This is a genomic window from Paenibacillus sp. FSL H8-0317, from assembly GCF_045040685.1.
GTDB lineage: Bacteria > Bacillota > Bacilli > Paenibacillales > Paenibacillaceae > Paenibacillus.
This window is the reverse complement of record NZ_CP150294.1, coordinates 5620249-5638836: the sequence shown is the minus strand read 5'-3', so window position 1 is coordinate 5638836 and position 18588 is coordinate 5620249. Positions and strand designations below refer to the sequence as shown.

Genomic DNA, 18588 nt, shown 5'->3' with positions numbered 1-18588 from the left:
GACAATGGCAAGCAAGTGTAAATATATGCAATGCCTAAACCAAACTACTGAAAGTGAGATGATTGTAATGCAACAAACATTCAGAATTACAGACGAAGATGGTATCCACGCACGTCCGGCGACAGCCCTGGTAAATACAGCAAACAAATTCAAAGGTGCAGAATCCTTTGCAGAAGCTAACGGTAAAAAAGTAACTTTGAAGTCCATTCTGGGTGTTCTTTCCCTCGGATTGGAACAAGGCGACACCATCAGCATTATCGTTGAAGGCGAAGGCGAAGCTGAAGCTCTTCAAGCTTTGACTGACGTTATGGTTAACGAAGGGTTGGGCGAAATTAATGCTTAATGTCTCCGGGATCGCGGCTTCGGCGGGTATTGCTATCGCCAAGGCGTTTATCTTGGAGCATCCTGACTACTCTGTAGAAAAACGCCAAATTAACGACGTTGACGCAGAGATCGCGAAACTCGACTCAGCTCTGGGTAAATCCCAGGCTGAGCTTGAGGCGATCAAAGAGCGCACTTTACAAGAGCTTGGCGAGAAAAAAGCAGAGATTTTTGCTTCGCATTTGCTCATTCTGAATGACCCGGAACTAATTGATCCGGTTAAAGCTAGAATTGCGGATGACATGATCAATGCAGAATTTGCTTTGAACGAAACAGCATCGCAATTTATCTCCATGTTTGAGAACATGAAGAGTGCATACCTGCAGGAACGTGCAGCAGATATGCGTGACGTTACCAAACGTGTGCTAAATCACTTGCTTGGTATCGACTTCATGAGTCCGGCTGAGATCAATGAAGAAGTGATCGTGCTTGCGGAGGATCTAACACCTTCTGACACGGCTCAATTGAACCGCCAATTTGTTAAAGGTTTTGCAACCAACATTGGTGGACGTACTTCTCACTCGGCGATCATGGCGCGCTCACTTGAAATTCCAGCTGTTGTTGGAACCAAGGACATCTTGGCTCAAGCGAAACAAGGCGATATGATCATTGTTGACGGTCTGGATGGTCACGTACTGGTTAACCCTACTGATGAAGTTATTGCTGAATACCGTGCCAAACAGGAACAGTATGATGCACAACGTGCAGAGTGGAGAAAACTTCGTGATGAGCCAACGGTAACGGTGGACAACGTTCATGTTGAACTTGCAGCCAACATCGGTACACCAAATGATGTAACGGGTGTTCTGGAGAACGGTGGCGAGGCTGTAGGCCTGTACCGTACCGAGTTCTTGTACATGGGCAGAGACAAGCTCCCTTCCGAAGACATTCAGTATAATGCTTACAAAGCGGTACTGGAAAAAATGGAAGGTAAACCTGTTGTTGTTCGTACACTCGACATCGGTGGAGACAAAGAGCTTCCATACCTGGATCTGCCAAAAGAAATGAATCCATTCCTCGGCTTCCGCGCAGTTCGTCTGTGTCTGGACCGTCTGGATATCTTCCGTACACAATTGCGTGCATTGCTGCGTGCAAGCGTACATGGAAACCTGCGTGTCATGTTCCCGATGATCGCAACACTCGGTGAATTCCGTGAAGCAAAAGCTGTCTTGCTCGAAGAGAAAGAGAAGCTGGTTGCTGAAGGCATTGCTGTTTCTGACAGCATTCAACTCGGAATCATGGTCGAAATTCCTTCGACTGCAGTTCTGGCGGATCAGTTTGCCAAAGAAGTGGATTTCTTCAGTATCGGAACGAACGATCTGATTCAATACACAATGGCTGCTGACCGTATGAACGAAAGAGTAGCGTATCTGTACCAACCTTACAACCCAGCCATTTTGCGTTTGGTTAAAATGGTTATCGATGCAGCGCATCGTGAAGGCAAATGGGTTGGCATGTGTGGTGAGATGGCAGGAGACGAAACAGCAATTCCATTGTTGCTTGGTCTTGGATTGGATGAGTTCAGCATGAGCGCAACCTCCATTCTGCCAGCTCGTAGTCAGATCACCAAATTGTCCCGTGCGGATATGCAGGAACTGGCTGCTAAAGCTCTGGATATGCAAACGGCTGAACAAGTTGTTGAATTGGTTCAAAGCATTCAAGCGTAATTTTGCCGGGGTTTCCTCCGGATTTGAGGTTTTTTCTTTTTCCGATAATAAGCTGCATTGATGTAGCGATTTTGCCGATATCCGCGATTCATTGTGGATACCGGCTTTTTTTGTTGCGTAGATGTATAGGAATTAGAAGGGGAGTACGAGGAGAAAGGTCCTGTAATGTCTAACCAAAAAAATGCTCTTACTGGTGTAGTTAACATCAGCAAGAGCATGATTAGTAATACACTTAGTGCTTAACTGCAAGCGCAGTTCAGTACAGGTTTGCGAGCGGCGGTGGTTTCATCCAGACGAGTGACCGGTGTTCCGTAAGGTGCGTTGAGTACCAATTCTGGTGTCTCTTCGGCTTCTTTGGCAATCCGTATCATCGTATCAATGAACCCATCCAGCGTTTCTTTACTTTCGGTTTCTGTCGGCTCGATCATGATGCATTCTTCGACGTTGAGCGGGAAGTACACGGTTGGTGGATGATATCCAAAATCAAGCAATCGTTTGGCAACGTCAAGTGTGCGTACACCATATTGCTTCAACCCCCGTCCAGACATGACAAATTCATGTTTGCATACACCCGGATACGGAATCTCGTAGTAAGGTGCGAGACGGGCCATCATATAGTTAGCATTGAGTACCGCACATTCAGATACACGGCGCAATCCTTCCGGTCCATAGGTACGAATGTAGGCATAGGCACGTACCAATATACCGAAGTTACCATAGTAGGCTTTCACTCGGCCAATGGATTGATCGCCTTCACGATCGAATGCATACATACCGTCATCATTTTTGATCACCATGGGTTTAGGCAGGAACGGAATCAGACGGCTCTTCACCCCGACTGGTCCGGCGCCAGGTCCACCACCGCCATGAGGTGTACTCATCGTTTTGTGCAAGTTCAGATGCACCACGTCAAAGCCCATATCACCCGGACGGGTAATGCCCATAATGGCATTGGAGTTCGCGCCATCGTAGTATAGCAAACCACCAGCCTGGTGTACGATGGATGCAATCTCCTGAATGTCTTTCTCGAACAAACCAAGTGTATTCGGATTTGTCAGCATCAATGCCGCCGTATCCGAACCGACGGCTGCACGGAATGCATCCAGATCAACTAGTCCGTCTGCCCGGGATGGAATCGTCACAGTTTCAAATCCTGCAACGGTAGCACTTGCCGGGTTGGTCCCGTGAGATGAATCGGGCACGATGACTTTGGTACGTTGTTCGCCACGACCTTCGTGGTAGGCACGAATCATCATAAGTCCAGTCCATTCTCCATGGGCACCAGCGGCTGGTTGCAGAGTCACAGCGTCCATACCTGTCAGACCTGCAAGGTCGTTTTGCAACGTATATAACAGTTCAAGAGCACCTTGAATGCTGGATTCATGCTGGTACGGATGGATTTTGGCGAAACCGTTATAACGTGCAACATCCTCATTAATCTTTGGATTGTATTTCATCGTACAAGAGCCCAGTGGGTAGAATCCGTTATCTACACCGAAGTTGCGACGGGATAGCGCAGTATAATGTCGAATAACATCTATCTCGAACACTTCCGGCAGTGCCGCTGCTTCCGAACGGAGCATTTCCCGGGGAATCAACGTATTGGCGGCCTGACGAGGAACGTCACATTCTGGCAAGGAATAAGCGACACGCCCCGGGCTGCTGAGTTCAAAAATCAATGATTGTTCCGGAGCAGGAGATAAGGTCTGTGCACTAAATGTTGTATCCGTCTCAGGTTGAACCGAAGTGGAGACAGAGGTACCTGTTTCCGATTGTCCCTGTACCGATGTTGTCGTTGTCGTCGTTTCCTGAGTCACAGCGATCCCTCCAATGCTCGTGCGAATTCGTCAATCTCTTCCTTACTGCGTCGTTCGGTAACAGCAATCAGCATATGTCCGGCAAGCTCTGGATAATCACGTCCAAGTTCGTAACCACCAATAAAGCCCGCATCCAGCAGTTTCAGTTGAAGGGCATCCACATCGGTTCCTTCAGGAAGTTTAATCACAAACTCATTGAATGTTGGTGCATTAAACGTCAGGCTAACGCCTGAAATCGCAGTTAATGTATTCAGGGTGTAATGACTCTTTTGCAGATTCAGATCCGCGACATCGATCATGCCCTGTTTACCCATGATGGACATATATACAGATGCGCTGAGTGCAAGTAAAGCCTGATTGGAACAGATATTGGATGTCGCCTTTTCGCGACGGATATGCTGTTCACGCGCTTGCAGCGTGAGTACAAAACCACGTTTGCCGTTACGATCGGTGGTCTGACCTACGATTCGACCAGGAATGCGGCGCATATGAGGCTGGGATACGGCGAAATATCCGCATGTCGGACCGCCGAGTGAAGCGGCGATGCCGAGGGGCTGCGCATCACCTACAACGATGTCGGCACCCAGCTTGCCTGGGGCTTCCAGCAGACCCAGCGATAGCGGGTTGGCACTTACAACGAGCAGGCCCTTGTGCGCATGCACCAGATCGGCAGCCTGCTTTACATTTTCCACGGCACCAAAGAAGTTTGGACTCTGGATCATGACAGCAGCGGTATCGTCGGATATGGCTGCTTGCAGGGCATCCCAATCAGTGACGCCATCCTTATAACCAATCTCGACAATCTCCAGACGGAGTCCGTGCGCATATGCCTGCAATACCTGACGGGCTTCCGGATGAACGGTACGGGATACGATGAGCTGTTTGCGACGAGTTGCTGCTGCGGCGAGATTACCGGCTTCCGCAAAAGCTGTTGCGCCGTCATACATGCTGGCATTGGCTACAGCCATACCGGTTAATTCACAGATGTAGGATTGAAATTCGAAAATGGCCTGTAGTTCACCTTGGCTGATCTCAGGCTGATAAGGTGTGTAGGCAGTGTAAAACTCGGAACGGGAAATGACATGATTGATGACGGAAGGAACATGATGATCATATATGCCAGCGCCGAGGAAGCTGGCGTGTGTTTCGAAATTGGCGTTGGCGCCGGCTTGTTTGGACATGTGACGTGTCAGCGCATATTCATCAAGTTTGGAGGATACGGGCAGCTCGCCCTGATAACGAATCTCCTGCGGAATGTCCTGAAACAGATCCTCCAGCGTACCCACACCAATGGTTGCGAGCATGGCGTTCTGATCTTGCTCAGTCATGGGAATGTAACGGTGCTTGCTCATGCTTGATCAGCTCCTTGAGTAGGTGTCTTCGACGTACGTGTCCGTTTAAGAAAAGGGGTCTTCACGACCTCGGCTTTTAATTTCTTGCCGCGAATCTCAATCTCAAGCGGGGTTCCCAGCGCAGCGTATTTGCTGTCGATGAGGGCAAGCCCCAGATTACGCTTCAATGTAGGTGATTGCGTGCCTGTTGTCACTTCACCGATCTGTACGCCTTCGGCGTAAATCGGATAGTGGGGACGGGGAATACCGCGCTCCAACACTTCGATGCCGACCAGTTTGCGGGCAGGCCCGTCAGTTTTTTGCTGTAACAAGGCTTCGTGTCCGATAAAAGGTCCGGCGTGCAGCTTCACAAACATGCCAACACCAGCTTCAAGCGGAGAGATGGTTGCCGACAATTCCTGTCCATACAGTGGTAACCTTGCTTCAAAGCGCAGTGTATCCCGGGCACCAAGTCCGGTTGGTACGAGTCCGTGACCTTTACCCGCTTGCATTAACCCATTCCAGACCGCAGCGGCTTGGTCCGCAGATACATATAGTTCAAATCCATCTTCACCTGTATAACCGGTACGTGACAACAGTAATTTTACTCCACAGACTTCGGCATCCTGTACAAAACGGAACGGTTCAATCGTGGATACATCCGTATCTGTAACTTTTTCAATAATGTCTGTAGCCAGTGGACCTTGCAGGGCGAGCAACGCCGTCTGCTCCGAATCGTTGGTCATGCTTACGCCAGGGATCAAGTGCTCTTGCAGCCACGCCCAATCCTTGTCGATGTTAGAGGCGTTAACCACAAGCATATAATGCTGATCTTTCAGCTTATACACGAGCAGATCATCCACCACACCGCCATCTGGATAACACATCAGGGTGTACTGGGCTTGATCGGGAACCAGCGTGGTCACATCATTGGTCATCATTTGTTGCAAAAACGCTTCAGCCTGCTCACCCTGTACCGTGAATTCGCCCATATGGGATACATCGAACAGTCCCGCGCGCTCGCGTACCGCTTCATGTTCTTTCTGGATTCCGCTAAATTGTACCGGAAGCTCCCAGCCTCCAAAATCAATGCACCGTACGCCTTCGTATTGCTGATACAGTGGGAAGAGTGGTGTTCTAAGCAAATCGGACATCAAATCACCTCGTCATGGGCCGTGAGCCGGCCGGATATACAATCGTGGATCAATGAACCAGGGTATTTTTAAATTTTCAGCTAGATAATTTCATCACATAAGTATGGTAAGGCAGCTATGGCAGCGCCGTTCTACATCCTGTTTTTCGTTTTTTGGGAAAAAGGAAAAGGACAGGCCAAAGAATCGGCATGCCAAGTAGCACGCTGTATTCTAAGGCTCTGTCCCTTGTACCTGAGAGTTACCCCACTACGTTGTGCAGCAGGTTTCCCCTTGGGTGATCATAACGCCCGCACAGGGCGAATAGATGCTCTCCAGAGTTGCGTCCCGTAAAAGTCCTTTTGCCTGAGAGATTCACCCCCGCTTATCGGTGGTTTACTCCTTCGGCGTTACCTCATGTGCATCCCGAATCGGGTGTCACGGGTAATCTCTCCCTTTACATTCATCCGCGGGTATAACATAGTCCAATAAACACATTTACTCCTCTCATTAAAACGTGAATCCACTGCTGATGTCAAGAACGATGTCATAGATAATAATTAAAAACCGAATGTTTAATTTGTATTCACTATTATTGTTCGTGTATCCAAAAAGACTACGCTTACTATTCTAATATTCACCAATATATGAAGAAAGAGTGTAATCCGGTTACAGGATTTAGAGGTGTTCAGTAAATAAATTGTGAGGTATCTTGACATTTGATTCATAAATATCATACGCTATGTTCTGGGAAAAAGGTTAAGGTCAAAGAACGCATGCACTCATTTAATGAAAAGCGAGGCGGATATCGATGAGCGAATTGAAAAGTGATTTCCTGTACAGTGAAGAGCATGAATGGGTGCAAACCGTAGGGGAGGATACTGTACGTATTGGCATTACCGAGTTCGCACAGCATCAGCTGGGTGACATTGTGTTTGTGGAACTGCCTGACCTTGAAACCAATGTAAAAGCAGAAGATAGCATTGGAACGATCGAATCGGTCAAAACGGTTTCGGACTTGTTCTCTCCCGTCACAGGTTCAATTATTGCAGTCAATGATTCGTTGCAGGATTCCCCTGAACTTGTGAACAGCTCTCCTTACGAGGAAGGCTGGATGATTGAGATCCGTGTTGAGGGAGATCTGACAGCAGCATTGTCTACATTGATGAATGCAGACGCGTATCGGAAACATACGGAAGAATAGTATCAACGAACTTGTACTTATTAACATATATTTTATATTTAAATGATATGAGCTTCATATTGTTTCGACCTGTGTGAGCCTGATGCTTGCACAGGTTTTTTGTGCTTTCCAAGAATGGTTTTGAATGTGGATTGAATCAGATTGTGGATGTAAATCACCTGATTGGACCAAGCTATAGGTTAGAAAATGATTCTGGAAATGATAAAAGTCATAGGCGGAAAAAGCCTTGTGTATCAAGGGGTTGAGTCATTATGCATCGATTAAAACGATTACATAACCTAATGTTGTCATCATTGTTCATGACGAAAGTACGCTTTCATTTCATTGAACAGGAGAGCATTCTCGCTTAGGATTACAACAGGGGAGAAATGATACCCCTTTCATAAATCATAATCACTTGATCCAAGGAGGATAATACAATGAGTAATTTGGACCAATCGTCCAATTCCAAAGGTGGGCTACGGGTAGGGGTTCAGCGCTTCGGCCGATTCCTGAGTGGTATGGTCATGCCGAATATGGGCGCATTTATCGCCTGGGGATTAATTACGGCTCTGTTCATTCCAACAGGCTGGTTCCCTAACGAGACGCTTGCCCAGCTAGTCGATCCGATGATCAAATATTTGCTGCCACTGTTAATTGGTTACACCGGGGGTACGATGGTGCATGGTCAGCGCGGTGGTGTCGTGGGTGCCATTATGACCATCGGGGTCATCGTGGGTAGTGATATTCCAATGTTCCTCGGTGCCATGATTGCCGGACCACTGGCAGCATGGATCATTAAAAAGTTTGATAAATCCATTGAAGGTAAAGTTAGAGCCGGATTTGAAATGCTGGTTAACAACTTCTCAGCCGGTATTATTGGCGGGATCTTGGGGATTTTTGCGCTACTGGGCATCGGGCCTGCTGTAGAAGCGATTAGCAAAGTATTGTCTGCCGGGGTACAAGGCTTAATGAATCTGGGCTTGTTACCGCTGGTCAATCTAATCATTGAACCAGGTAAAGTATTGTTCCTGAACAATGCAATCAACCACGGGATTCTGACACCGATTGCAACAGATCAGGCAAGAGAATTAGGGCAATCCGTTTTATACATGCTTGAATCGAACCCGGGTCCGGGACTTGGTATCTTGCTTGCTTACTGTTTCTTCGGACGCGGAATGGCCAAATCTTCTGCACCGGGTGCTGTTATCATTCATTTCTTCGGGGGAATTCATGAGATCTACTTCCCTTACATTTTGATGAGACCGATTCTGATTCTTGCCGCAATTGCGGGTGGCGTCGCAGGTACATTAACATTCATGCTCACTGGAGCAGGACTTGTTTCGGCACCATCACCGGGTAGTATTATCGCGTATTTCCTCTTAACACCAAAAGGTGGATACCTGCCGATGCTCGCAGGGGTGCTTGTAGCAGCAGTTGTATCCTTCCTGGTTGCAGCAGTGTTGCTGAAAACGGGTAAACAAAAGGACGAAGATCTGGAGTCCGCATCCAGTCGGATGAAAGACATGAAGAGTCAAGGAACCGTGCCAAACGCTGGTATTACGGCTAATCAACGTGAAGCAGACAGAGTCGCAGATATGGCTTCTTCTACAGTGAAAACAGATGTGAAGAAAATTGTCTTCTCCTGTGATGCAGGCATGGGGTCGAGTGCCATGGGCGCTTCCATTCTACGCAAGAAGATGAAGGCAGAGGGGATTGACGTTACGGTGACCAATACGGCTATCAGTGATATCCCGCCGGATGCAGATGTGGTAATTACACAACAAGTATTAACCGATCGTGCCCGCTCCGTAGCGCCGAACGCAGAACATATATCCATCGACAACTTCCTAAAAAGCCCGGAATACGATGCGCTCGTTGAACGTCTAAAGTAATTGCACGCATTCGTTTTCCCTGAGCCGGAGGCTGAGATATGAGTATTACCAAAAGACAACGTGAAATCGTGGAGTTTCTGCTGGAGCATCCACATGAAGTCACTGCCGGCGAAATCGCCGTTGAAGTAAAGGTCAGTACCCGAACGGTTCACCGGGAGCTGCAAATGATTGAACAATGGCTTGAACCTTTGGGCATGAGGCTGGAAAAAAAATCAGGAACCGGTATCCGAATCGATGCCAGTTCCGATGATCTGGCTGTATTGCGCAAGCAACTAGAGGGTAAAGAATATGTAGAGTTTACGCCAGAAGAGCGTAAGCTCTTCATGCTTTGCATCTTGCTGGATGAACCGGAGCCTGTAAAGTTACTCGCCTTGGCTTCGGATCTGAAAGTGACCGTATCCACCGTAACCACGGATCTGGACGATCTGGAGTCACGGATCCGTCAGGCGGGACTAAAGCTGGTTCGCAGACGTGGATATGGCGTCAAGATTAACGGAAGTGAGACGATTCATCGCACAGCCATAGCTGCACTTGCTCTCGAATTTTTGGATGAGTCCGACCTGTTCGGAAGACAGCCAGAACAAGGGGGCTCCGTCGTAAACCAAAAACTGTTGGATATGATTGGACACGGTGATGTGCTTACGGTCGAAAATGCGTTATGGCAACCAGACATCGAATGGCTGGAGAACATCCCGGAACGCCAATACATGAAGCTGCTGATTCAATTATCCGTAGCGGTTGTACGTATTCGTAAAGGCTTTGGCATTGGCCGTATGTCTCCACAAGAGAACACGGGAGATAAAGTTGCAGAGCAAGATGAGATGAAGGTTCCACCTTATATGGCTTCCCGCTTGTGTGGTGTGTTATCCACCCAACTGGGACTGACATTCTCCCAAGATGAGCAAGCTTATTTTCACAGACTATTAATTGAGACAGAGCAGCGGATTCACTCTTCACGGCTGTTGCCAATAGACGACTTGATATTACTGGACAGGGTACATTCACTGATTGATCAGATGCAGGCGAGAACACATTATGCCTTTCATGAGGATCGGTTGCTTCGTGAAGGTCTGCTTGGTCATATGCAACCTGTAATGGAGCGAATTGAAGGGCAACAGATGATTCGTAATCCGCTACTGCAGCAGATTCGCAAGGATTATGATTCACTCTTCGAAGAAGTCAAACAATCCGTGCATCAAGCTTGGCCAGGTACTGACGTTCCGGATGAGGAAATTGGTTTCTTAGTCATGCACTTTGGCGCTTCCATCGAGAGGTTACGTGCATTGAAACGGGAGATCAGGGCCATCATCGTGTGTACAAGCGGAATCGGATCATCACGCATGCTTTCCAGCCGATTATCCAAGGAGATTCCCGAAATTCGGATCATGGACAGCGTGTCCTGGTATGAAGCTGCCCGGATGCCTACAGATCAATATGATCTGGTCTTATCCACTGTCGATCTGCCGATGGATGAGCATCAGTATTACAAAGTGAGTCCACTACTTACGGCGGAAGAGAGCGAGCGTCTGCGTCATTTTATCCGAACAACAACATTACAACAACAGCATAATAACCCTTGTGAAATAGAGGTTCAGACGACAAGTCGTTATTCTGACCCTGACGGAATGGAAGCTATTTTAGTTGAGATCGTCCGAATTATTGGAAAGTTTCAGGTGTATCCGCTGGATAACCAAGATATCGGATTCTATAAAACGGTGTATGCGATGTGCAACGTACTCCATGGATCTGGTGTGTTGAGGGAACCGGAGGAGGTCGCAAAACGGTTGGAGGCACGTGAGGCAGTGGGGAGTCAGAAGATTCCCGGCACAAGACTTGCGCTGTTTCATACACGCAGTGAGGGGATCTACAGGCCGTCCATTAGCTTGTTTCAGCTCACTGAGCCACTCCTTCGTACGCCGGATGATCCGGCAGGAGTTACCCATGTCCTCTTGATGCTCGGTCCCAGAGAATTATCCAAGGAAAGCCTGGAGGTTCTCAGTGAGATCAGCGCCCTGTTATTACAGGAAGAAATGATTACATTGCTGGAAAAGGGAATCAGGGATGAACTCATTCATTACCTGTCCCAGGAACTCGTTGGATTTTATCGCAGTAAAACCGAAATTGGAGGTCAACCATTATGAGTATGTTAACAACAGATAAAGTCATCATGAATGCGACGGCTCAGGATAAATACGAAGCGATTCGCATGGCAGGACAGATTCTGAAGGATGCGGGACATATTACCGCTGATTACATTGAGAAGATGATTGAACGTGAAGAGATTGTCTCAACCTATGTAGGGAACGGCCTTGCGATCCCACACGGTACAAAGGAATCCAAAGCTTTCATTTTATCCACAGGTATCTCTGTCATTCAGTATCCACAAGGTGTTGATTTTGGCGAAGAAAAGGCTTATATGGTCATTGGTATCGCGGCTCAAGGCGGGGAACATATGGAGATCTTGACTAGCATTGCGGTGATCTGTGCTGAGGATGAGAATATGGAGGCCCTGCGTCTGGCGAAAACAGCCGAAGAAGTTATCGCTATTCTGGAAAGTGAAATGGAACTATGAAGGCTCTACACTTTGGCGCAGGTAACATTGGACGTGGGTTCATTGGATTGATTCTCTCCCGTGCAGGGTATGAGGTGATTTTCTCCGACGTGAATCAGGACTTGGTAGCAGCTCTCCAGCAACGGGGGCAGTATACAGTGGAACTGGCTAACGAGAGCAAGGATCAGGAGACCGTTACAGGTGTAAACGCAATCGATGGGACTCAGCTAGAAACGGTTGCCCAAACCGTGGTGGAAACTGATCTGATTACAACCGCAGTGGGCGTAGGCGTGCTGAAACATATTGCACCAGGTATAGCGAAGGGACTGGAGAAAAGATTGAATTCCGGTCCGGTTCAAAACCCACTTCACATTATTGCTTGCGAGAACGCCATTGGAGCCAGTACGCAATTAAAAGAGCATGTATATGCTCTGCTTGATGAAAAAGTACGTTCCCTTGCAGATCAGTATGTTTATTTTCCAGATTCAGCCGTAGACCGGATAGTGCCTATTCAGCATCATGAAGATCCGTTGCATGTACAGGTTGAGCCTTTTTACGAGTGGGTAGTTGATCGTTCCCAGATGGCTCCTGCATTCAAACCGGTTGAGGGCATTGTATATGTCGATGATCTGGAGCCGTATATCGAACGGAAACTGTTCACTGTTAATACAGGACACTGCGTTGCAGCATATATCGGTAATGTGCACGGGTATGACACGATTCAGAAGGCTATTGCCGACGAGAAGGTGAAATCGATTGTCTACGGTGCTTTGCAGGAAACTGGAAAAGTTCTAGTGAAGCGTTTTGCATTCAACCCGGAAGAACATGAGCAGTATATTGTCAAAATATTGGGACGGTTTGTCAACCCGTATCTCACCGATGAGGTTACTCGTGTTGGTCGTTCCCCGCTGCGCAAGTTGTCTCCGAATGATCGTCTGGTTCGCCCGGCCCTCCAGGCATATGCGGATGGAAGCGAAACGACCTATCTGGCTTTGGGCATGGCAGCAGCCTGCAAGTTCGATGTCTCCGATGATCCGGAAGCGGTTGAACTGCAGGACATGATCCGCCAGAAGGGGGTTTCGGCTGCACTGCATCATTATACGTCCATAGATGAGCATCATCCGGTGCTTCAACAGGCTGTTGCCCAGTATAACCAAATGTAAGAGCAGTGGTAGCGAGGCTAACAGTCTAGATAATGCATAATAGAAGAGGAGCCATACAGTTGTTGTTAACTGTGTGGCTCTTCTTTTGGTTGGAGTTTATCGGCATAGTCATCCAAACAGCGTTGACATATGCACGATTTTCGGCGCTGCTCTGGCGGAATGCGGTCAAACACACCCTCGGGGAAAGTAGCCCGGTTACACCAGCATTCCGAATGAGGATGTCCTGCGGCATAGGAACAGCGATTAGCTTCCCCGCATAATGGGCAGACAAGAACATCGATATGGATGTGCTCTTGATCGTCTTGTTCTGCAGACATAGAGTTCTTCCCTCCCTGTGGAATAGCTACGAGCTGAAGTAAACATACTGGTCCCAGTATAACAGAAATGTGCTTGTGATTATGGATTTCACTGTGTATATATGACTTCCAGTTCACTACATCTGTTTCTCCCATCGGCTATTCTTCAGGCGGTAATTCGATTTGGAGGCCTTCCACATGTTTGCGTCCCATCAACTTACGTTTCTTTCGATTTTCCTTTGTTTCTAGCACAATGTCCAAGTCATAATCATCACCTGGATAAAGCTCATCGGCAGATATATGCAGGGTCAGGCGTTTCTTATGGATTTTGACTTTGCGTCCCCGCAGCATGACCCCGATATTTCCACGGCTATCCTCCATATCACAGACGATGCCCGACTGATTAAGATAGGCCGCGTACACCCGATCTCCTTTGCGAAAAGTTTTGGAAGGAGCAGGAGAATCCGACTCTCTGGTTGTTGTCTTTTTGTGGTGACCGACTGGATCCTTTGACTGTTTCGACTGGTTTCTCCTGGATAACTCTGCTGGGCCGTCTGATTCTGGTACAGAACGATCAGGCGTCAGGACCGGAGTTTCCGAAGGAGGTGACGTGAACCCTAATGTACGTTCTTTCGAAATACTTTGATCGGACAGGGACTTGGATCGCTCGATAATTCGCTGTGGCATGCCCAGCTTTAATGCGATGGAGTAAGCATAACTCTCACCAGCTTCTCCGATACGCAATCGATACAGTGGCTGGAGAGAAACGGTGTCAAATTCCATGCGGGCATTTTCAAATCCTGGGGTGGCAGCAGCAAAATGTTTGATTTCACCAAAATGTGTTGTCGCCACAACGGTTGCTCCGCGGCTATGAAGTTCCTCCAGCATGGCGATGGACAGTCCAACACCTTCACCGGGATCTGTGCCGGAAGCCATCTCATCAATGAGCACAAGAGTTGATGTATCAGCCTGTTCCAGTATGCCAATCATATTGCGAATATGTGCGGAAAATGTACTGAGCGCTTGTTCCAAACTCTGCCCGTCACCAATATCAACTGCTACCTCGTTATAAACAGCCATCTTGCCACCTTCCTCGACCGGAATAAGCAAACCTGATTGCATCATCAAGGTTAACAAACCAAGTGTTTTGAGTGCGACCGTTTTACCCCCGGTATTGGGGCCAGTAATAATGAGCGACGAGTACGTTTTGCCAATGGCAAAATCAAGGGGAACCATGGAAGAACCCATGAACGGATGACGTGCACGTTGAAGGCTGATGTGGCCCTGAGTATTGACTCGAACGGTACGTCCATCCATGGTGGCCGCATATTTGGCTTTGGCAAACAGGAAGTCCAATACACCTACCGTTTCGGTGTTCAGGGCGATTTCACGGTTATATGATTCGGCCAGGGAGGTTAAATCACCGAGAATCCTCATCTCCTCTCGGGACTCCTCCGCTTGCAGAGCGACCAATTCCATCTGCAGAGTTACTAACTCAACAGGTTCAATATATACGGTTTGCCCGCTCCCGGATTCATCCAGCACACTGCCTTTCACCTGTTTACGGAACTCTTTCTTAATGGGCAGAACCGTTCTTCCTCCCCGTTGGCTGATGACATGTTCCTGCATAATGGAGCGATGTTTACTCACCAGAGAATCAAGCTTTCGTTTCATGCGTTCCGCATTAACCGTTATTTTTTTACGAATTCGAATCAGTTCCTTACTCGCCTGATCCTGAATGCGTCCACTATGGATGCAACGCTCAATCTCACTCAGCAAAGGTTCGATCAGAATCATGGATGCTGCATAACGACTGACGGTGGGAGCGGCCCCGGATTTGCCCTCCATGTATTTCATAAGTTGTGCACAGCTCCGCAGGAACTGAGCTAGATGACTGAAGTCGCGTTCACTGAATAGATAACCCGTGCCAAGCAGATCCATAATGGTTTCCATTCCGTCGAGTGAAGGGAGGGGGATACTGGCCCCAAAGCGAATCAACGCAGCTGCTTCTGCTGTTTCTTCCAGGCGAATCTGAATCAGGTGAGCATCTGCCATCGGTTTTAGTTCTCTGGCATAACGTTTGCCCAGATAAGATAGGGCGCAGTCTGCAACGTTTTTTTGAATTTGTGGATAGCCCAAACTGTTTAATGTGTTCTCATTCATGCGTAATCTCTCCTTGAATTTGAATTGGGATTTCAGTTGACGCGCTGAAACATATTCCTGGAAAACGCAAAAAGGGCGGAGAATGAACAAACGTCATTCTCCGCCCTAAACGTATGGGAAAGCAAAGTCCACTACAGGTCTATATTAAAAAATCCGCGCTGAACACAGCGCGGAAATAGACCCGGACAATTACAATCCCGGAGGCGATTTATGATATCCGCTGTTCTTAACTAAGTGCAGGGATCTGGCGCATCATGAAATACACGTATGCCATATGGGCACAAGCGCAATGAAAGGCCAAACTCCTGAATATGAAACTTGGTTAGTTAAGAACATTCACCGACATTAAAAATCTCTCCTTTGATTGAGGAATATGCAACCAATATAAACTGGAAATTGGTTTGAAGTCAACCTTTAGAATAAATGAGTGGACTTGAATAAGAATGGGTTTTAAAATAACAATAGTAAATTAATCCAATGAAAGCGATTTATTTTAATAAACATACGTATAAAGGAGGATGCTCTTCTTGCCTAAGTATTTACTGCGTTTGCTCTGTTTTACCCTGATCCTCGGAGCCCTTCCGGTCATTGTTATTGGTTCGGTCTCGTATACGATTGCATCACGTGACATTGAACAGAAAGTGCGTGAGAGCAATCTTCAGATATTGCATCAGACCCAAATGAGGGTAGAACAAGTTCTGCGCAGCCTGCAATTATCATCCATCCAGTATGTTAATTCGCCCTTGGTACTACAGGCGATGAAGAAACCACTAGACAGCAGCGAGTTTCAGGAGATTCGTGATCTGACATCCGGTTTTAACAACTTGCAAGCGGTTACGAACATTGACCAAGCCTATCTGGTTAATCTGGATGAAGATTGGGTCGTGTCGATGCGTTCTTTTGGCAAATTGGATGATTTCAGCATTCGAGACCGAATTGGCTCCTACCTAAGTTATACCAACAGCCTGTTCTGGGTCACTCAGAATGCCAGTTCAGCCAAAGAAAGTGTACCTGTGTCAGCAGGTATGGGTGAACTAACACCCGAACAGGCACCTGCCCTTATATCATCGGATAATGTGGTCAGTATGGTATTCAAAATCCCGATGATACCAACCAATGTGAAACCAAAGGGATTTCTTGTGATTGATATCGCCGATACGGAACTGAGCACCTACTTGAGCCGAAATACGAATTCTGGAGATATGTACGTTCTGGATCGGGAGCAGAAGTATTTTCTGAACGACATGCAGCAAGGCGGGAAATATGACGCGCTGAATAAGGAAATTCAGGAAATGGTGCAAACGACGGGCCAGCCAGAGGGTTTCTTCAGTGCGGAGGTGGAAGGTAATCAAGTGGCGGTTAGTTACAGGCAATCTCCGCTCAATGGCTGGTTATACGTGTCCGTTGTATCTCTTGGACAGATTACGGCCCAGTCGCAGAAAATTGCATTGGTTACCGGTATCGCTACACTTGTCATGTTATGTGTAACGGGATTGTTCGCCATATACGGCAGTCGGCGGATGTACTCACCGATCTCCAGACTGCTGCAATTTACGAAGGGGTTGGATTCCCCAGTTGCTCCGTCAGGACGCCGACAGGATGAATTTATCTATATTGAGGAGCAATTGTCAACCTTGTTCAGCTCGGAGAAAACGATGCGTGAGCAGATGAAGGGGCAGCATGTGCACCTCCAGGAGTTTTTTATGACCAAATTGCTGACAGGCAAAATCTCGGAAGAAGATTTCAGATATCAGGGAGAATTGTACGACTTCCCGACAGGGTGGGCAAGTCTTGGCGTACTCATGCTCCAGATCGATACCTTGGAAGGGACCCGATATGAGGAACAGGATCGCGATCTGCTGCTGTTTGCTGTCAACAATATGGTAGGTGAGCTACTCCCTTCGGCAGTTCGGTTCACCCCGGTCATGCTGGATGATGCTCAGGTCACCGTTCTTGCCTCCGAACTCACGGATGAGGTGAAGCTGAAGGAATGGATGCATACTCAGGCAGACTGGATTCGTGAACGTGTCGTGACTTATCTGAATCTGCCCGTAAGTATCGGCATCAGTCGTTCTTACACTTGTATCGGAGATACGCCAAGAGCGGTTCAGGAGAGCCGCGAGGCTCTGCAAGGCCGGGTAAGTCTGGGCAGCCGTATTATTTTGCATTACGAGGATATTCAGCCACGTGGTCAGATGGAGGCCGCATTGTATACCCAACTACGCATGATTGAGGATCAGCTCGCTTCTGCGCTCAAGCAAGGAGATGAAGAAAAGACTGACGCCTATTTTAAGCAATATTTGGGATTACTTGCAGACAAAAAGCTTCATTTCAGTGAATACCCCGTCATTATGGTTCAGTTATTGTCTCGTGTATATCAGCTTGTGCAGGAGCAAGGTGGGGATGTAGCCGAAGTACTGGGTGAAAAAGCATCCATGTCACATTTGCTGAAGTTGTCCACATTGGACGAAATGACCAATTGGTTCCGCAAGCGGCTGTTCCTGCCCGTCATTCGTTTCTGGCGAGAGCAGGAAGAATCCCAATACATGAATATTGCGAGACGTATGATTCGTTTGATCGAGGAACGTTATGATCGTGAATTGTCGCTGGAAGCCTGTGCCGCTGAGCTTAATTTTCACCCTGTCTACCTTAGTCGGGTATTCAAGAAGGAAGCTGGAGTCAATTTTACGGAATATCTCGCAGAGTATCGTATGGAAAAAGCAAAGACATGGCTGCAAACAACAAATCTTAAAATATCGGAGATTGCCGAGAAATTAAACTATACCAACCCAACCGCTTTTATCCGTACATTTCGCAAAATCACAGGAACAACCCCCGGCAAGTACCGGGAGCAGCAGCGGTAAAACAAACCTGCTCTGCCCGCCATGGCGGGCAGGCTTTTTTATGTTCGGCTGAAGGAAAAAGACCACTTTCCTCCATGAAGTTAAGACAGGAATATGGAGGTTGAAAGCAGTTCATTATGCCTTTAGATTCTGTGAGGGGAATGAGCT

General features: G+C 47.6%; 13 protein-coding genes and 1 riboswitch. Of the genes, 8 read left to right on the top strand and 5 right to left on the bottom strand.

The genetic code is table 11. The features are described from left to right. Window positions 1-67: 67 nt before the first annotated feature. Both MHB43_RS25245 and ptsP read left to right on the top strand, forming a co-directional pair. Window positions 68-343: an HPr family phosphocarrier protein gene (locus MHB43_RS25245; protein WP_036617010.1), complete on the top strand. Its 276-nt coding sequence runs from the start codon at window positions 68-70 to the stop codon at window positions 341-343. Continuing rightward, window positions 336-2048 (top strand): phosphoenolpyruvate--protein phosphotransferase, encoded by a 1713-nt coding sequence (ptsP, locus tag MHB43_RS25240; RefSeq protein WP_047844045.1) that lies wholly within the window; start codon window positions 336-338, stop codon window positions 2046-2048. Before MHB43_RS25245 ends, ptsP begins: the two co-directional genes overlap by 8 nt. Before the next feature lie 239 nt (window positions 2049-2287). Here the strand turns inward: ptsP and gcvPB are convergent, their stop codons facing one another. The 3 genes from gcvPB to gcvT all read right to left on the bottom strand — a co-directional run bounded on the left by gcvPB (window position 2288) and on the right by gcvT (window position 6350). Beyond that, window positions 2288-3727 (bottom strand): aminomethyl-transferring glycine dehydrogenase subunit GcvPB, encoded by a 1440-nt coding sequence (gene gcvPB / locus MHB43_RS25235; protein ID WP_405132470.1) that lies wholly within the window; start codon window positions 3725-3727, stop codon window positions 2288-2290. Window positions 3728-3861: 134 nt separating this feature from the next. Further along, complete coding sequence (gene gcvPA, locus MHB43_RS25230; protein WP_405130679.1) at window positions 3862-5217, bottom strand: aminomethyl-transferring glycine dehydrogenase subunit GcvPA; 1356 nt, start codon at window positions 5215-5217, stop codon at window positions 3862-3864. Further along, window positions 5214-6350 (bottom strand): glycine cleavage system aminomethyltransferase GcvT, encoded by a 1137-nt coding sequence (gene gcvT / locus MHB43_RS25225; RefSeq protein WP_405130678.1) that lies wholly within the window; start codon window positions 6348-6350, stop codon window positions 5214-5216. Before gcvT ends, gcvPA begins: the two co-directional genes overlap by 4 nt. 320 nt (window positions 6351-6670) lie before the next feature. Then, a riboswitch (glycine riboswitch) is annotated at window positions 6671-6793 on the bottom strand. Between the two features lie 344 nt (window positions 6794-7137). On the opposite strand from gcvT, the gene gcvH reads away from it, so the two are divergent. From gcvH to MHB43_RS25200, 5 genes are all read left to right on the top strand, one after another. Beyond that, window positions 7138-7530 carry a glycine cleavage system protein GcvH gene (gene gcvH / locus MHB43_RS25220; RefSeq protein ID WP_047844042.1) on the top strand — a complete coding sequence of 131 codons (393 nt, stop codon included), beginning with the start codon at window positions 7138-7140 and terminating at the stop codon, window positions 7528-7530. A gap of 419 nt (window positions 7531-7949) precedes the next feature. After that, the gene (locus tag MHB43_RS25215; RefSeq protein WP_339178744.1) at window positions 7950-9404 is read left to right on the top strand and encodes a PTS mannitol transporter subunit IICB; all 1455 of its coding nucleotides are present in this window, start codon (window positions 7950-7952) and stop codon (window positions 9402-9404) included. A 38-nt stretch (window positions 9405-9442) separates the two neighbouring features. Continuing rightward, window positions 9443-11545 carry a BglG family transcription antiterminator gene (locus MHB43_RS25210; RefSeq protein ID WP_339178741.1) on the top strand — a complete coding sequence of 701 codons (2103 nt, stop codon included), beginning with the start codon at window positions 9443-9445 and terminating at the stop codon, window positions 11543-11545. Beyond that, window positions 11542-11976 carry a PTS sugar transporter subunit IIA gene (locus MHB43_RS25205; protein WP_017686856.1) on the top strand — a complete coding sequence of 145 codons (435 nt, stop codon included), beginning with the start codon at window positions 11542-11544 and terminating at the stop codon, window positions 11974-11976. The genes MHB43_RS25210 and MHB43_RS25205 overlap by 4 nt, the downstream gene beginning before the upstream one ends. Beyond that, on the top strand, window positions 11973-13118 hold the full coding sequence (locus MHB43_RS25200) for a mannitol-1-phosphate 5-dehydrogenase (RefSeq protein WP_339178739.1): 1146 nt from the start codon (window positions 11973-11975) through the stop codon (window positions 13116-13118). Before MHB43_RS25205 ends, MHB43_RS25200 begins: the two co-directional genes overlap by 4 nt. A 65-nt stretch (window positions 13119-13183) precedes the next feature. Here MHB43_RS25200 and MHB43_RS25195 read toward each other — a convergent pair whose 3' ends face one another. Beyond that, window positions 13184-13435, bottom strand: a complete 252-nt coding sequence (locus MHB43_RS25195; RefSeq protein ID WP_339178737.1) for a cysteine-rich CWC family protein — start codon at window positions 13433-13435, stop codon at window positions 13184-13186. Between the two features lie 138 nt (window positions 13436-13573). Next, on the bottom strand, window positions 13574-15577 hold the full coding sequence (locus tag MHB43_RS25190) for an endonuclease MutS2 (protein WP_405130677.1): 2004 nt from the start codon (window positions 15575-15577) through the stop codon (window positions 13574-13576). Between the two features lie 527 nt (window positions 15578-16104). On the opposite strand from MHB43_RS25190, the gene MHB43_RS25185 reads away from it, so the two are divergent. Further along, on the top strand, window positions 16105-18441 hold the full coding sequence (locus tag MHB43_RS25185; RefSeq protein WP_405130676.1) for an AraC family transcriptional regulator: 2337 nt from the start codon (window positions 16105-16107) through the stop codon (window positions 18439-18441). The last annotated feature ends 147 nt before the right edge of the window (window positions 18442-18588 follow it).

Excerpts from the sequence above, each read along its gene's own strand:
- MHB43_RS25245 (WP_036617010.1), top strand. The coding sequence starts at position 68 with ATGCAACAAACATTCAGAATTACAGACGAAGATGGTATCCACGCACGT.
- ptsP (WP_047844045.1), top strand. The coding sequence starts at position 336 with ATGCTTAATGTCTCCGGGATCGCGGCTTCGGCGGGTATTGCTATCGCC.
- gcvPA (WP_405130679.1), bottom strand. The coding sequence starts at position 5,217 with ATGAGCAAGCACCGTTACATTCCCATGACTGAGCAAGATCAGAACGCC.
- gcvT (WP_405130678.1), bottom strand. The coding sequence starts at position 6,350 with ATGTCCGATTTGCTTAGAACACCACTCTTCCCACTGTATCAGCAATAC.
- gcvH (WP_047844042.1), top strand. The coding sequence starts at position 7,138 with ATGAGCGAATTGAAAAGTGATTTCCTGTACAGTGAAGAGCATGAATGG.
- MHB43_RS25215 (WP_339178744.1), top strand. The coding sequence starts at position 7,950 with ATGAGTAATTTGGACCAATCGTCCAATTCCAAAGGTGGGCTACGGGTA.
- MHB43_RS25210 (WP_339178741.1), top strand. The coding sequence starts at position 9,443 with ATGAGTATTACCAAAAGACAACGTGAAATCGTGGAGTTTCTGCTGGAG.
- MHB43_RS25205 (WP_017686856.1), top strand. The coding sequence starts at position 11,542 with ATGAGTATGTTAACAACAGATAAAGTCATCATGAATGCGACGGCTCAG.
- MHB43_RS25200 (WP_339178739.1), top strand. The coding sequence starts at position 11,973 with ATGAAGGCTCTACACTTTGGCGCAGGTAACATTGGACGTGGGTTCATT.
- MHB43_RS25195 (WP_339178737.1), bottom strand. The coding sequence starts at position 13,435 with ATGTCTGCAGAACAAGACGATCAAGAGCACATCCATATCGATGTTCTT.
- MHB43_RS25190 (WP_405130677.1), bottom strand. The coding sequence starts at position 15,577 with ATGAATGAGAACACATTAAACAGTTTGGGCTATCCACAAATTCAAAAA.